Annotated in this window: 12 protein-coding genes; 10 read left to right on the top strand and 2 right to left on the bottom strand. The window is 46.5% G+C overall.

The features are described 5' to 3' along the window. Nucleotides 1-98: 98 nt before the first annotated feature. Complete coding sequence (locus tag QP775_RS24665; protein ID WP_285109279.1) at nt 99-836, bottom strand: bleomycin resistance protein; 738 nt, start codon at nt 834-836, stop codon at nt 99-101. Between the two features lie 600 nt (nt 837-1436). Next, complete coding sequence (locus QP775_RS24660; protein ID WP_285109278.1) at nt 1437-2009, bottom strand: hypothetical protein; 573 nt, start codon at nt 2007-2009, stop codon at nt 1437-1439. Nucleotides 2010-2341: 332 nt separating this feature from the next. Here QP775_RS24660 and QP775_RS24655 point away from each other — a divergent pair, with 332 nt between their 5' ends. The 10 genes from QP775_RS24655 to QP775_RS24610 all read left to right on the top strand — a co-directional run bounded on the left by QP775_RS24655 (nt 2342) and on the right by QP775_RS24610 (nt 14073). Then, nucleotides 2342-2794 (top strand): MarR family winged helix-turn-helix transcriptional regulator, encoded by a 453-nt coding sequence (locus QP775_RS24655; RefSeq protein WP_239333689.1) that lies wholly within the window; start codon nt 2342-2344, stop codon nt 2792-2794. 147 nt (nt 2795-2941) lie between these two features. Beyond that, nucleotides 2942-4519: an ABC transporter substrate-binding protein gene (locus QP775_RS24650; RefSeq protein WP_285109277.1), complete on the top strand. Its 1578-nt coding sequence runs from the start codon at nt 2942-2944 to the stop codon at nt 4517-4519. Nucleotides 4520-4566: 47 nt separating this feature from the next. Then, nucleotides 4567-5517 (top strand): ABC transporter permease, encoded by a 951-nt coding sequence (locus QP775_RS24645; RefSeq protein ID WP_239333693.1) that lies wholly within the window; start codon nt 4567-4569, stop codon nt 5515-5517. Nucleotides 5518-5522: 5 nt separating this feature from the next. Beyond that, nucleotides 5523-6368, top strand: coding sequence for an ABC transporter permease (locus QP775_RS24640; RefSeq protein WP_239333695.1), 846 nt, complete (start codon nt 5523-5525; stop codon nt 6366-6368). Between the two features lie 23 nt (nt 6369-6391). Further along, nucleotides 6392-7387: an ABC transporter ATP-binding protein gene (locus QP775_RS24635; RefSeq protein WP_239333697.1), complete on the top strand. Its 996-nt coding sequence runs from the start codon at nt 6392-6394 to the stop codon at nt 7385-7387. A gap of 11 nt (nt 7388-7398) precedes the next feature. Beyond that, entirely contained in the window at nt 7399-8400 is a 1002-nt protein-coding gene (locus QP775_RS24630; RefSeq protein WP_285109289.1) for an ABC transporter ATP-binding protein, read from the top strand. Between the two features lie 42 nt (nt 8401-8442). Next, nucleotides 8443-8967 carry a hypothetical protein gene (locus QP775_RS24625; RefSeq protein WP_285109276.1) on the top strand — a complete coding sequence of 175 codons (525 nt, stop codon included), beginning with the start codon at nt 8443-8445 and terminating at the stop codon, nt 8965-8967. A gap of 302 nt (nt 8968-9269) precedes the next feature. Then, complete coding sequence (locus tag QP775_RS24620; protein ID WP_285109275.1) at nt 9270-11261, top strand: AraC family transcriptional regulator; 1992 nt, start codon at nt 9270-9272, stop codon at nt 11259-11261. 77 nt (nt 11262-11338) lie between these two features. Continuing rightward, nucleotides 11339-12964: an ABC transporter substrate-binding protein gene (locus QP775_RS24615; protein WP_285109274.1), complete on the top strand. Its 1626-nt coding sequence runs from the start codon at nt 11339-11341 to the stop codon at nt 12962-12964. Nucleotides 12965-13053: 89 nt separating this feature from the next. Then, a complete protein-coding gene (locus QP775_RS24610) occupies nt 13054-14073 on the top strand; it encodes an ABC transporter substrate-binding protein (RefSeq protein WP_285109273.1) in 1020 nt (339 codons plus the stop codon). The last annotated feature ends 174 nt before the right edge of the window (nt 14074-14247 follow it).

Here is a 14247-nt window from a genome sequence, read left to right as displayed (position 1 = left end):
GCTGCCAAATATGCCAGCAGCCTTCGTATGTTGAGCTCTCATACCCATTGTTGGCGATTTCGTCCGGTTTGATCCAGCCACAGAGGTACCTAAGAAGATTAGATTTGCCCTAAAGTCATTTTAAGTTCAGCTAATCGTTGGGTCGTTTCCATCACTTCTTTTATCTCTTGATCAGATAACGCTAAGTTCCCTGCTTCTTTAATAAAAGTCATCGCAAGATTTAGCTCATCCATTGAAATAGCGATATCTGCTCGTAATACATAAGCTTTGTAACGAAGCGCAGCTGATACTTCTCCAGCTTTTGAAAAAACAAGATCAAGTACTCTAGCTGCTTCTGCGGGTTCGTCTTTGGCATATGCCAATCGGTACGCAGATTCAAATGCTTTTGTAAATCTTGACGGGTGAGGCACAACGTATTGATCGCTCTGGATAGGCTCCGGAGAGGCATGCTTCTGACCAATCAGCAAGCGATTACCAGCAGGATCGATAAGATTAAATCTGCGGTCTTCTGTAAGATTGTTGAGCTTGGTGATTCTGGGAAATCCCTTTGAGGGGACTTTCTGATAAGTCTTTTTTAGATTTTGGCAGAATTCTTTGTATATGGCATCCACATCAGGAACGCTTACATAGCACATGCTGTATGAGTTGGATGGCTCTAATTGTTTCAAAACAAAAAAGTGTAATTCCATGATGCGGTGTTGGACGCTAGCATATAGGTTTGGTTTGGCCTGCCGATAAGTCAGTTCAAAACCCAGTGCTTGATAGAAATCCAACTGTTCGTCGATGGACCTGCAAGGGAAGATAGGAATCGCTCCACCAATCCGATTTGTTGACAAGTGATCAACCTCCACGTTTCGAATAATCTCATGCTTAATTACATTTTCTTTAGTGAAATCCGCCTACTCTCTTATCGTACATCATTAGTGCAAATGCTAGAGTTTAATCGAATTTATCCTTGTCATACAGTATTTAATAATAAAAACCCGTCATATGGTTTAATTATCATTTTGAAGGTTTATGGAAGGAGTTCAGATGAACGGTTTTGGTATAGCAGCGAAATTGAATATCAGCACGGGTGCGTTACAAATGGGAAGACAAGGTACAGGAATTTGCTTTTATTATTAAAACAGACGCCAATAAAAAGAGAGGCATTGAGAATAGGGATAAATCTAATTTAATTATTTGCTGTGCAAATACAACTAATCTCAGCCCCCACCTTTGTAGATGGGGGCTGACCTATGTTTATAACCAAGGTTAGCTAACTTTGTTCGAGCTACGATATTGCAGCAGTATCCATTACTCCACGTCAGTGGAAGTTTCTATAAGCGTGCATCATCTATGTATACAATACGAGCCTCTCCTTGAATAGCTGTAGGCAGGTATGAAGCAATCATTCGGCATCGTTACTTGCTGCCGAATGACACGCAGTAGGTCCCTCAGTTCCGTGATCGGGACAGCAGTCGTGTGATCAGGGCAATAATAGTAAACAGCACGATTAAACCCAGACTCACTAATGATACCGAGGTTTTGGTCATGGTGAAGATGTTGGCTGTAACAGCGAGAGTGTCGATTCGATCCGGGTAAGCTTGCAGCATGACCGCTATGGTTATATTCTCGCCATAATCAGCTAGTGCTGCAACAAGTGGCAGTAAAGAGAGATGTCGTAATCCAAATAATTGGGGTACGGATCTGCGGATTAGACATGCCATCAACAGTCCCATACCTAATCCGTACAGAATGGGAAGCAAAATATCGACGACGGCTAGATTAGCTATGTAATCGTTTCTGCCTTGCTCACCATAACCGCTTAACATTTCATACACTTGATTCGGTGAGTAGTTCCACAAAAGATCGAGCAGAGGAAGCCCTGCATGGAGCTGTTTAAATCGGACAATGGAATAGGGCCCATCAACTGCGTTGAGATAAACGAGAGCCAATAAGGCCAAAACAAACATCACCAAGGCAGGTTTGCAGCTTGCCTCGTAGTATGCTTTCATAAGCTTGCTCATAAGCTAACCTCCTAAGAAAAATATCTCCGTACGCGATACGTGCATCTTATCACAGTCAGAATGGGGATAGTGAACTAATCAGCACGAGGTGTTTCCAGTATTCATGTTATTACGAAGGATGCATTGATATGTGAAGGTGTCATTACTTTCAAAGTTTGAAAAAGAATGAGAGCCTGCCAGGCAGGCGACCTTTTGTTGCATTGCGGCAGCAAGATATCGGAATAAAAAAATTTCCAGAAAATGATTGACGGCGAAATCGTAACCGTTTACTATTTAATTATTGTAGAAATATTTATTGCGATAAATAAATATCGGACAGGCTAGGAGAACTTATGGATCCCATTGAATCCTGTGTACAAATTGGTGGTTTGCTGCGCGTCATAGATACTAAACACTCGAAGATCGTCAATCAATTCTATTCACCACAGAATCTTACTGGCCCTTCTATCAACATTTTGCTGCTGCTAGAGAATGAAGGACCATTAAGAGTAGGAGATATTGGCGCTGTACTGAATATGGTAGATAGTAATGTGTCTGCGGTATGTTCCCGACTGGAGAATATGGAACTGGTTAGCAGGGTCCGAATGAAGGATGACCAGCGGGTGGTCAAGATTGAGCTAACCGATAAAGCACAAGAGCGAATGCGAGGCATTAAGGCCAATGTCAGCGATTTTCAGCAGCTGTTTGTCAAACATTCATCCCGAGAGGATCTAAACGATATCCTGATAGGCTTAAATAAGCTTGATCAATTGCTTGAAAAAGTGCTTAAAGAAAAAACGGAATAACACAGACAGTAGAAGTGGGGTGCAAATTTTTTTAACTAGATAACCAAGTAAACAAATAAATATTATAAGAATTAAAATGTTGAGTTAGCGTATTAAGCCATCATGCTGTGCATATCTAGGTCCACTAAATGTTAGGGAGGCAGGTTTATGTTGAGAAAAAGAAGTCTAAGCGCTGTTGTTCTTCTTTTGGTGTCGTTGTTGGCCGGTGCCTGCAGTTCATATCAAGTCGTTACTGATAATAGAGGAGGCTTGTCGGGAGAGAGAGGCAACCTGATTATCGCGATTAAGGATGATCCGAAGACATTTAACCCGATCTATGCAGGTGACAGTATGTCACTCACTATTAATAACGCATTGTATGCACCATTAATGAGCGTCAACAACGGAGAGAAGAAATTCGTATTGGCCGAAAGTTTGGCCGCTTCGAAAGATTTAAAGAAATTCACGCTGAAGCTGCGTGCAGGACTCGTCTGGCATGACGGACAGCCGTTAACCACGGAAGATGTTCTATTTACATTTAACAGCATACTTGATGAGAAGCAGCATAGCTATTTTCGCAGCTCGTTTGTTCTTGACGGCAAGCCAATTAGTGTGAACAAAATCGACGAGCGAACAATCGAGTTTGTGCTGCCGCAGGCCTCGGCTGCGTTTGAAAGCTCGCTTGTCCAGATCATTCCGATTCCGAAGCATATATTCGAGGGTGAAGCAGATTTGGAGAAGAGCGAGAAGAATTATAATCCTGTCGGCTCAGGGCCATTCAAATTTAAAGAGTACCGCTCAGGTGAATATGTCCTTGTGGAACGTGCGGACACTTATTTCGCCGAGAAATCCAAGCTGGATTCGATTACATATCGTATTGCCAAGGAAAATAATTCGGCTGTGCTCGCGCTACAGAATGGCGAGCTTAACATGCTGCGTGTTGAACCGCAGGATTATGCCAAAGTAAAAGCTGCGGGCAACGCGAATCTATTGATGTTCCCGTCGGGTGGCGTAACCACCATGGTATTTAACATGAACATTGACATTATGAAACAGAAGGAAGTACGCCAAGCCATCGTGCATGCGCTTGATAAGCAAGAACTGATTCAAGCGGGCTTCTCCTCAACGGAGTTTGCAGAACCGGCACCATCTATTTTTTCGCCTGACACCTTGTATATAAAGAAAGAGCTGCCAGCTTACCATTATGATCCTGACAAGTCGAAGGCATTGCTGAAAGCAGCTGGAGCGGAAGGACTCAAGATCCGATTTGCCTACTTTAGCGCGAGCACCCCGGAAACCAACATGGCGCTCTACCTTCAACAGAAACTAAAAGAGGTCGGCATTCAGGTAGAACTCATTCCACTAGATGGGGCGGCACTGGGCAAGAAGGCGCTAAACAAAGACAATACGGACTATGACATGTCCTTTGGCGGCTACAGTATGGGGTTTGAGCCTGACGCTTATAAAGTGCTGTACTTAAGCGATGCGGCTTACAATTATTCGCACTACAAAAATGAGCAGTTCGATCAATGGTGGCAGCAGGCAGCGGTTGAGACGGATAGCGCCAAACGGGAACAATTGTATGGGCAAATTCAAGAGTTGTCAGCACAGGAAATCACCACTTATCCAATAGCTTATGGAAAGTCCATTATAGCCGTTGACTCCCGATTTGCTGGCATAGAAGAAGCTGGAGCGAAACCCGTAGTGATGTTTGATGATTTTGCCAAGCTATACAAGCAGAAATAAGACTACAACGGATGGGCGAAGGGAGCGCTGTCCAGAAGGAGTAACAGTTGAAAAAGTATGTACTACGACGATTGCTTCAGCTTATTCCGATGCTTCTGTTTATCTCAATAGTCTCATTTGCGCTCATTCGACTGGCTCCCGGTGATCCTGTCATGTCGTTTGTCACGCCAAACATGAGTCCCGAGGATATAGACCGAATTAGAGCCAGCATGGGACTAGATCAGCCTTTGTATTTGCAATACGTGTATTGGCTGCAAAATGTTCTGACAGGTAATCTAGGCTATTCCCTGATCAATCATAGACCTGTGCTTGATCTTATAGTAGAACGTATTCCAGCAACGCTCGGGCTGATGGGTTCCTCTTTGGTGCTCTCGTTAATTATTGGCATTACGCTTGGATTAGTCGCTGCACTGAATAAAAATAAGCCGATAGACCGTGCGCTCAGCTTCTTATCTTACATTGGAATATCACTGCCTGGTTTATGGTTTGCTATGATTCTTATTTATGTGTTTTCGATTCAGCTTCATTGGCTGCCTAGCCTAGGGATGCGGACCATAGGCGTAAATTCTGCCTGGGATGTGGTCCTGCATGGTGTTATGCCATGTCTCGTGCTGAGTATTACGAGCATCGCTGTATTTATGCGTTACATTCGTTCAAGCACAATTAGCCAACTGGAAGAAGACTATGTGCATATCCAATATGCTTACGGATCTACAAGCACGATTATTTTGTTCCGACATGTACTACGTAATGTGCTTCTTCCGGTTATTACTATTTTAGGATTGTCACTGCCAGAGATTATGACAGGCGCTTTTATTGTGGAAAGTATCTTCTCGTGGCCTGGTATGGGTTCGCTTGGTATCAATGCCGTCTTTGGTCTTGATTATCCGATGATTATGGGGATCACGATGATGTCGTCGTTCCTGCTTATTTTCGGCAATTTGCTGGCCGACATGATGTACGGTGTGGTTGATCCCCGAATTAAATCGATGAGGTGAACAAGATGAACCGAATGAGATGGACACTGCTTGTTAGTCAGCTAAGGACACAAAAGTCGGCTCTGATCGCCTTGATTATGCTAGGGGTATATGTGTTGGCCGCGCTTGCTGCGCCACTTGCGCCGCACGACCCCAATACCATTCATCTGAATGAAAGGCTGCTGCCTCCAAGCGGACAGCATTGGTTTGGCACGGATGATAACGGCCGCGATTACTTTGCACGAGCTTTATATGGTGCCAGAGTCTCGCTGAGCGTTGGTATACTCGCCATGCTGGTGTCGGTTACGATCGGGACTATAATTGGGGCAATTAGCGGGTATTTTGGCGGCAAGCTGGACACGTTGCTGATGAGAAGTATAGATATTGGGATGTCGCTGCCTTCCTTCTTCCTCATGCTCATATTAAATGCTTACTTGAAGCCAGGAGTGGTCACAATTGTGCTCATCATTGGCTTGTTAAGCTGGATGTCGATCTCGCGCATCGTGAGGGCGGAGACAATTTCAGTGAAAGAACGGGAGTATGTGCTGTACGCGCGTGTATCGGGACAAAGCGCCTTCCGTATTATTTTACGTCATATTATTCCGAGTATTGTGCCGACAATTGTGGTCGCTGCTACGCTTAATATTGCAGGTGTTATTATGATGGAATCGGCACTCAGCTTCCTCGGACTTGGCATTAGTCCACCAGATGCTTCTTGGGGCAGCATGCTAAACAACGCCAAGGGTTATATCGGGGAAAATCCAACGCTTGCTTTGTTCCCAGGACTGCTTATTTTAACGACAGTGCTAGCCTTTAACTATTTGGGAGATGTGTTTCGCGCCGCTTTTGAACCGAAAGTGAACCGGCGATAAATATGACTAATGGAGTGAGGACCATGACTGAGTTATTGTCTGTCCATCAATTGCGGACCTCCTTTTTTACTCGTGAGGGCGAGGTGCAGGCTGTCAGGGGAGTCAGCTTTTCGATCAACGAGGGGGAGCTGATTGGCATTGTAGGCGAATCAGGGAGCGGCAAGAGTGTCACGGCCAAATCGCTCTTACGCCTAATGCCGCCTTCCGGTCAGATCGTTGGTGGTCAATCGAAGCTGCGGGGAGTGGATTTGCTTGGCTTGCCAGAAGAGAAGCTGCGTAAAATCCGTGGTAATCAGGTGGCCATGATCTTTCAGGACCCGATGACGTCGCTTAATCCGGTGTTGACGATAGGCGCGCAGTTAACTGAGGTGCTGAGGCGCCATCAAAGGTTGAGCAGACGGGATGCACGTCGGGAAGCTATTGAATGGCTAAGGGAAGTCGGCATTCCCTCGCCAGAGATTAGAATCGATCAGTATCCGCACGAGTTCAGCGGTGGGATGCGTCAGCGGGTTATGATTGCCATGGCCTTGTCCTGCAAGCCAGACTTGCTTGTCGCGGACGAGCCAACAACCGCGCTTGATGTGACTATTCAGGCGCAGATTCTTGCATTGGTAACAAAGCTGTGCAAGACAACGGGAACATCGGTACTGCTGATTACGCATGATCTGGGTGTGGTCGCACAAGTGTGCTCACGGGTTATCGTGATGTATGGTGGCCTGATTATGGAAGAGGGAACAGTGGAGGACATCTTCGGGGCACCGCAGCACCCTTACACACAAGGGCTGTTACGATCGATACCGAGAATGCGCGAGGGAAAGCGTGAGCGTCTGGTTCCTATTGAAGGCTCGCCGCCGAACTTGCTTAATCCGCCTCCAGGTTGTCCATTCATGGAGAGATGTCCACATGCGTCAGGTGAGTGCCTAATACTACCACCATATGTAGAATTGAAGCCAGGGCACCGATCGCTCTGCTGGCTTGCGGCGGTACGACATAGCGAACGCCAGGAGGGAATGCAGTGAGCGATAACAGCATGTTGGATGGACGTGGGCAAGCGAGGACAGGCAAGATACCTTTATTGGAAGTTAGTAGATTAGCGAAGCACTTTACCGTTGAGAAGTCTTTGTTCGGGAGAACAACGAAGGTGCTTAAAGCAGTTGACGATGTCAGCTTCCATATTCATCGGGGGGAAACATTTGGCCTCGTGGGAGAGTCGGGTTGCGGAAAGTCAACGACTGGGCGTAGTGTCATTCGACTCTTTGATATCACCTCCGGCGAGATCCGCTATGAGGGGGTCGACTTGGCTCCAATGAACGAGAAGCAGCTCAAGCCTTATCGACAGAAAATGCAAGCTATCTTTCAAGACCCATATTCTTCGTTGAATCCGGGCATGAACGTGTTGGAACTCATTAGTGAACCACTAGAGATTCACGGTGGTTCCAGCCGATCCAATCGACGCGACCGAGTTATCGAGCTGTTGGAAAGAGTCGGGTTAAAGCGTGAGCATGCGGATCGTTATCCCCACGAATTCAGTGGGGGGCAGAGGCAGCGCATCAGCATTGCAAGATCTATTGCTTCGGGTCCTGAGTTTGTGATGTGTGACGAGCCGATTTCGGCACTGGATGTATCTGTGCAGGCTCAGGTGGTCAACATGCTGGAGGATCTTCAGCATGAATTGGGATTGACCTATTTGTTTATTGCACATGATCTGTCAATGGTACGCCATATTTCGAATCGCATCGGGGTTATGTATATGGGCAAGCTTGTGGAAGTCTCCTTTAGTGAGGAATTGTATACTCATCCCGCCCATCCTTATACCGAGGCGCTTCTTGCAGCAATTCCAATCCCGGACCCGAAAGTCTTAATGCCAACCGATCGGCTGCTGCAAGGTGAATTGCCAAGTCCAATCGATTCTGCTATAGGCTGCAAGTTCCGATCCCGGTGCCCATACGCTTCCCGCCGATGCGGTGAAGAAGAGCCTGTTCTTAAACGTATCGCCCCGGGTCATTATACGGCCTGCCATTTGCATGAGTAATCTTAACAATAAAGCAGCAAGGCCAAAAGGAGAATGGATCAGATGAACCCAAATATCAAACTTTCGCAGCATACCGCTATTTTGCTAGAGCGGGCACGGCGCTTCAACATCACCGACGCTGTCCTACTTGCTTGTATTACAACAGGTGACACAGTCCCCTTACAGGTTGCTGCTGCTCAATATTACAGCTACGACGAGTTTGTGACTTATGCTCGTGTCCATCATGAGCGGTTGGAGGACGCCGTCCGCTATGGGTATCAAATGAAGTTCAACACCCCAGGTGGGGTGCAGCTATGGTTGCAAGAACGATTTGGCCTTGAGCCTAAGGTGGATTTCGAAGTGTTTACGGGGCGGCTGGAGCAAGTCCGGCTGAACAATGAACAGCTCCGATTGCTAGGTGCAACACTAGCTGACAACTGGGTCATTATAGAGCAAGGCAACCTTGTAGACCGAGAGCTGTTGAAGTCGGACAGCAGCGATGCAGATATTCGATCAGCAGCAGCCGGTGAGCTTCGAACGTTAACCTTAGTTATCCGGTCGGAGCTAGCGGCCGTATATCAGAAATAAAAATGGATGAAAGTTTTTATTGCTGTGAGGTCTCTTTATTATTGAAAGGATGCATCACTTAGAAGTACCACCCTTTATACCTAGTCAAAAGAAATACGTAATCAAGCTTTTCCGCCAGTACTCCTGGTAGGAAGGCTTCTTCCTATGGGCCCCATAAATACTATGGGGCTCTTTTTTTAGAGTAGGGTATTCCTGCTATGAGTGAGAATGTTTATCATTTATAATAAGTGGAGTTGTAGTGAAGGAACATGCAGGTTCTAGAACGATAAGTAACATGATAAGAAAGGGTGGAACGAGTGTAGATGAATGTAGATGATCATATTGAATTATGGAATCAGGCTGTAATTCATCTTATAGATGTACGTCATATCATGATGGAGCTAAACGACGATTTAACTGATTATCGACTTCCTTCTAGTGCATTTATATGTACGATACGGGGCGAAGCCCAGGTTTGGCTGGAGGGTCAAGTTCATCTCGTTCATCATTTCCATGTGCTGCATGCGGGCAAAGGGATCTTTCTGAATATAGTTGCAGGAGACCTATTTGAAGGATATTTGATCCTGTATAAAGCGGCTTTGCCTCATCCGCATCGACTAGAGCAGCAGCTGTTGCTGACAAAAAATAACCCATTTCAGCAGTGTTATGTATGCAAGGCACCGTACCCTGGCAACTTGCTGGAGAAAGTAAGGCGGATGTATGAGAACTGGCAGCAACCTGAGTCATTAGGTAAACTGCACGCCAAGTCGTTATTTTATCAGTTTATTTATGATTGGTTATGGCAAATCAAGTATCAAAGTGCCGATACACATACCCCTGATCTGTCTGAGCAGGTGATTCGTTACATGATGGAGCATTATCAGGACACCATGACGGTTGAAAATATAGCAGATCTCCTTAACTACAGCCCACAATATTTATCTCGGAAGTTCAAGGATCAAATGGGAAAGAGCCCTATCCAGTTTCTCATTCAAATCAGAATGGAAAAGGCACAGGAACTTCTGCTTACGACAGACGCTTCTTTACAAGAAGTGGCGCTTAGCGTGGGATATACGGACTTTTTTTATTTCAATCGGATGTTCAAAAAGTACACAGGTGTAGCTCCCGGCAAGTACAAAGATCGCAATCGCATTCCTGAAAATGTACAACTTCGTGCAAAGAAGACGTTACAAATCCCCATTGTGAAATACGGCGTCCGACGATATATTGCTAATGATGATAATCGTTATCAGTATAAAACAGAGGGGGATTTAACGATGTACATAAACAGAAGATCTAGAGCATCGATGGCAGTTACTTTTCTGCTGTGTCTGACACTGCTGCTTAGTGCTTGTGGTACGAGTGGTAATATGACAAATGGAGGGAGCTCAGCAGAAGCGGGTAATCCGACGCAGACAGAGGTTCATCCTGCAGGTGCAGGGAACAAGAGCCTGACGTCTAGTGGCCACCAAGGCTCAGTTGGAGATGGAACAACGAAGACCGTTTCGAGTTTGTTTGGAGATGTGGTCGTTCCGGTGAAGCCTCAGCGCATCGTTGCGGTAGATTATCTGGGCAGCTTGGTAGCACTTGGGGTGACTCCCGTTGGATCATCAGAATGGATTATGCAGAACCCTTACATTAAAGATAAGCTTGTGGGGGTTGAGAATGTGGGCGATCCACCTTCAATCGAAAAAATAATGGAACTGGAACCCGATCTCATTATTACGTTATCTACGAAAGAAGAACAGGTTGAAAAGTATAGCAAAGTAGCCCCTACTGTCAGTGTGCCGTTCGGCCAACTTCATTCGATTTATGAAGAAGTGACCTATTTCGGAGAACTGCTTGGCTTGCAGGATAAAGCGTCTGCCTGGCTTGCCGATTATGATGCGCGCGTGGCTGCTGCCAAAGCAAAGGTGGACAAGGCTGTCCCGCAGGAAGCAACCTTTACGATATTGGAGGATCAGGGAAAAGAGGTTTACATATTCGGAGGTGATGCTGGTAGGGGCAGTAGAGCTATATACCAATCATTTGGGCGTAAGCCCCCAACAGGAGTCTCTTCCAAGATCATGAAGTCTAATTACACTTTATTGTCCAAAGAGTTGTTAGCTGAAAGTGCTGGGGATTACATTGTGTTGACCAGCTCTAAGACTTTAGAACAATACAAGGCTGATCCGATATGGGGGAAACTAGAGGCATTCCAGAAAGGACATGTTTACATTTGGAATGAGGAGCGCTCTTGGTTCAAAGACCCGATCGCACTGCTATCGCAGATGGAGGAACTTGCTGACTGGCTGACAACTCAAACTAAGCTCTGATGCTTTAGCCAATGGAAAATAGAATGATAAACCAATTATAAGGTTAAAAAATTTGTACCCCATCAGGAGATAGAACGATGCTTACGTCTGCTACTACGAACACGAGATTGTCTGCGGCTGCGCACTGCTTTTATATGCCGATCCGAGTGGAAAAATTGAATGCTATCAGCCTTTGCGGCAATCAGGATGAAGTGCAGCACGATGCCTGCATGATCATCGTGTGGGGCGGGACAGGGACACTATGTGTTAATGGGCATGAACACCAAATGTCCAGAGGCAGCGTGTTTCTTGGTGATGCCGCGCCTCAGCCTCATCTATACTGGCAGCCCGGCGCCACGCTGCGCGGTATTGTAATAGAGTACTGTTGTATCTCCAATGATGCCTCTGGCACGCGAGGATTGGATCATTCCGTGCCGATACATCGCTGTCCAGCTGCCATCATGAGGCTAGCTGGAGAGTTAGAAATCATTTGGAGGGAGCCGCAGCTGGGAGGGCCGTTCAGATTGCAACAGATTTTTACAGAGCTGCTGACGGAATTGCACAAGGAGTTAACATCTAGACAGGAACCCTCCAACTCATGGATTGAACAAGCATTGTGTTACATGGAGGCCCACTATCGGGAGGAGTTGACGCGAGAGCAGATGGCAGATAGGTCAGACGTAAGCCCTGAACATTTTTCACGTATGTTTCGCAAGTATACGGGTCGTACCTTTAATGCCTACTTAACCTTGCTTCGGATACGAAGTGCGCAGCGCCAGCTATTGACCGGGATATCTAACTTACATGTGCTGGCACAGGAGGTCGGATATAAAGAAGGGGCCTATCTAAGTCGGAAGTTCAAAGAGTCTGTCGGACTTTCCCCTACACATTATCAGCGTAAGAAGAAGCGTATCGCAGCTTTAAATCTGAATCATACGGCTAGTCTGCTGGCGCTAGGCATTACCCCGGAGATTGGTGTCTATACACCCTGGTTGGAACGGCGGCAGAACACCTCGGGAAAGAGACAGATGCTGGATCCTTATGTCAGTACACCAGCCGCTTATTATGAAGCAGTAGCCTCTTCACACCCAGATGTGATCATTAGTTATAACACTGCAGTGGAGAACAAGAGCTTACTGCCCTTGGCCCCGGTGGTGGAATTGCCATTTATGACGATGAGTTGGCGCGACCAGTTCCGTCTTCTAGCCGATATTGTCGAACGGCGAGAGCACGCAGAAGAGTGGCTGCTGCGATATGACGATCTCGTCAGCAGCATTAACGAGCAACTGGATCGCCAACTAGGCGATCGGGGTACGGCTATCGTATGGGAGGTATGTCAGAACGCAGCCTATTGCTTTAGCAGCAGCTACGGAAGAGGATGTCAAATTCTCTACGATGATTTGGGCTTTCGTATGCCAGAACAGCTGATGGAAGAAGGGATAGCTTCAAAAGGATTTGTCGAGGCCACAATAGAAGCTATAGCAAATTATCCTGCTGACTACATCTTTATAACGGATCTGCCGTCATGCGCGGACGGTCAGCAGCAGATACATAAGTTATTTGAGTCGGCAAGATGGAAGGTTCTAGAGGCTGTACAGCAGAAACAGGTGTACATATTAAACGATGCAGAATTGTTCTATGGGTATGATCCACTTTCCTCGCTTGCCCAGCTTCACGAACTAGTACAGGTGCTTGGTGGCACGCATCACAATAATACAAAGTGATATATCATTTTAAGGCATAGCCTATTCGCTTACTCCGTTGTAAAGTTATAATGATAATCATTATCACTTATACAAAAGGGGGATTTACATTGCGTACTAAACAGCAAGGCAGCAGACGCTTCCTGGCTTTTATCTTATCAGTTGTGTTTCTTACAGGACTCGTACTATCGGGTTGCGGTAACACGCCGTCATCAAATAGTGACGCTGGTGGAACGAAACAGGCAGAAAGCGGGACAAGCAGCACGGTATCAGGTTCTGATACAGCGGTCGAACCTAAAGAAGCGAAGATCAAAACGATCTCTACCGTTAACGGTGACATCGAAGTCCCGGTTCACCCGCAGCGTATTGTAGCAGAAGAGTACTTGGGGAGCTTGATCGCCCTGCAAGTAATTCCAGTAGGGGCCCCAGGACTAACCCTCAATAATTATTACTTTAAGGAAGCGCTGGCTGGCGTCGCAGACAGTGGTGTGTACGGCAAGCCTTCGGCTGAAGGCATTATGAGTCTGAATCCGGATCTCATTATTACCGGCAACAAGGATGTCTACGAGATGCTTAGCAAAATCGCTCCAACCCTAGTGATCCCCTATGGCCAACTAAAAAATGTGCATGAGGAGCTAACCTACTTCGGAGCTCTCTTTGGCAAAGAAAAAGAAGCCAAGGCATGGCTTGCTGATTACGACCGTCGTATTATGGCAGCCAAGGCCAAAGTTGATGCCGTCATTCCTGCCGATGCATCTTTTTCGATCATGGAGGACGCTGGCAAGCGGATTTTGGTTTATGGAGATAACTTTGGCCGGGGCGGACAGCCAACTTATCAGGCATTGGGACGCAAGCCTCCAGCCGGAATTGGGGATGAGATTATGGAGAAGCAGTGGGCTGAAATATCAGCCGAATTGTTGGAGAAATATGCAGGCGACTATATTATTATGACCTCAAACGAACGGACAGTAGCCGATTTCCAAGCGGACACGATCTGGTCGAGTCTGCCCGCAGTCAAGAATGGGCATATCTACGTATGGCCAGAAGAGCGTTCCTGGTACTACGACCCGCTCGCTGTTCTTGCACAGACAGAGGAACTAGCGGAGTGGCTCACGAAGTCAGCTAAATAAATGATCCGAGAGGGCGCTTCACATTCGAATGCTGCGTAAGTGGCGGTCAGGATGCTGGAGCGCTTTTGTTTGCCATTAAGAGGACACCAACCCCTGTTTGAGATTATACTACGACCTTTGACTGAGCGGCAGCTCGGTCTCAAGACCATTCCACGATATCATAGTTTAATGGTA

This window comes from Paenibacillus sp. UMB4589-SE434 (assembly GCF_030226685.1).
Classification (GTDB): domain Bacteria; phylum Bacillota; class Bacilli; order Paenibacillales; family Paenibacillaceae; genus Paenibacillus_B.
Note: the sequence above shows the minus strand (reverse complement) of the source record. Positions and strands in the feature narration are given on the sequence as shown.

Excerpts from the sequence above, each read along its gene's own strand:
- QP775_RS24660 (WP_285109278.1), bottom strand. The coding sequence starts at position 2,009 with ATGAGCAAGCTTATGAAAGCATACTACGAGGCAAGCTGCAAACCTGCC.
- QP775_RS24655 (WP_239333689.1), top strand. The coding sequence starts at position 2,342 with ATGGATCCCATTGAATCCTGTGTACAAATTGGTGGTTTGCTGCGCGTC.
- QP775_RS24650 (WP_285109277.1), top strand. The coding sequence starts at position 2,942 with ATGTTGAGAAAAAGAAGTCTAAGCGCTGTTGTTCTTCTTTTGGTGTCG.
- QP775_RS24640 (WP_239333695.1), top strand. The coding sequence starts at position 5,523 with ATGAACCGAATGAGATGGACACTGCTTGTTAGTCAGCTAAGGACACAA.
- QP775_RS24635 (WP_239333697.1), top strand. The coding sequence starts at position 6,392 with ATGACTGAGTTATTGTCTGTCCATCAATTGCGGACCTCCTTTTTTACT.
- QP775_RS24630 (WP_285109289.1), top strand. The coding sequence starts at position 7,399 with ATGTTGGATGGACGTGGGCAAGCGAGGACAGGCAAGATACCTTTATTG.
- QP775_RS24625 (WP_285109276.1), top strand. The coding sequence starts at position 8,443 with ATGAACCCAAATATCAAACTTTCGCAGCATACCGCTATTTTGCTAGAG.
- QP775_RS24620 (WP_285109275.1), top strand. The coding sequence starts at position 9,270 with ATGAATGTAGATGATCATATTGAATTATGGAATCAGGCTGTAATTCAT.
- QP775_RS24615 (WP_285109274.1), top strand. The coding sequence starts at position 11,339 with ATGCTTACGTCTGCTACTACGAACACGAGATTGTCTGCGGCTGCGCAC.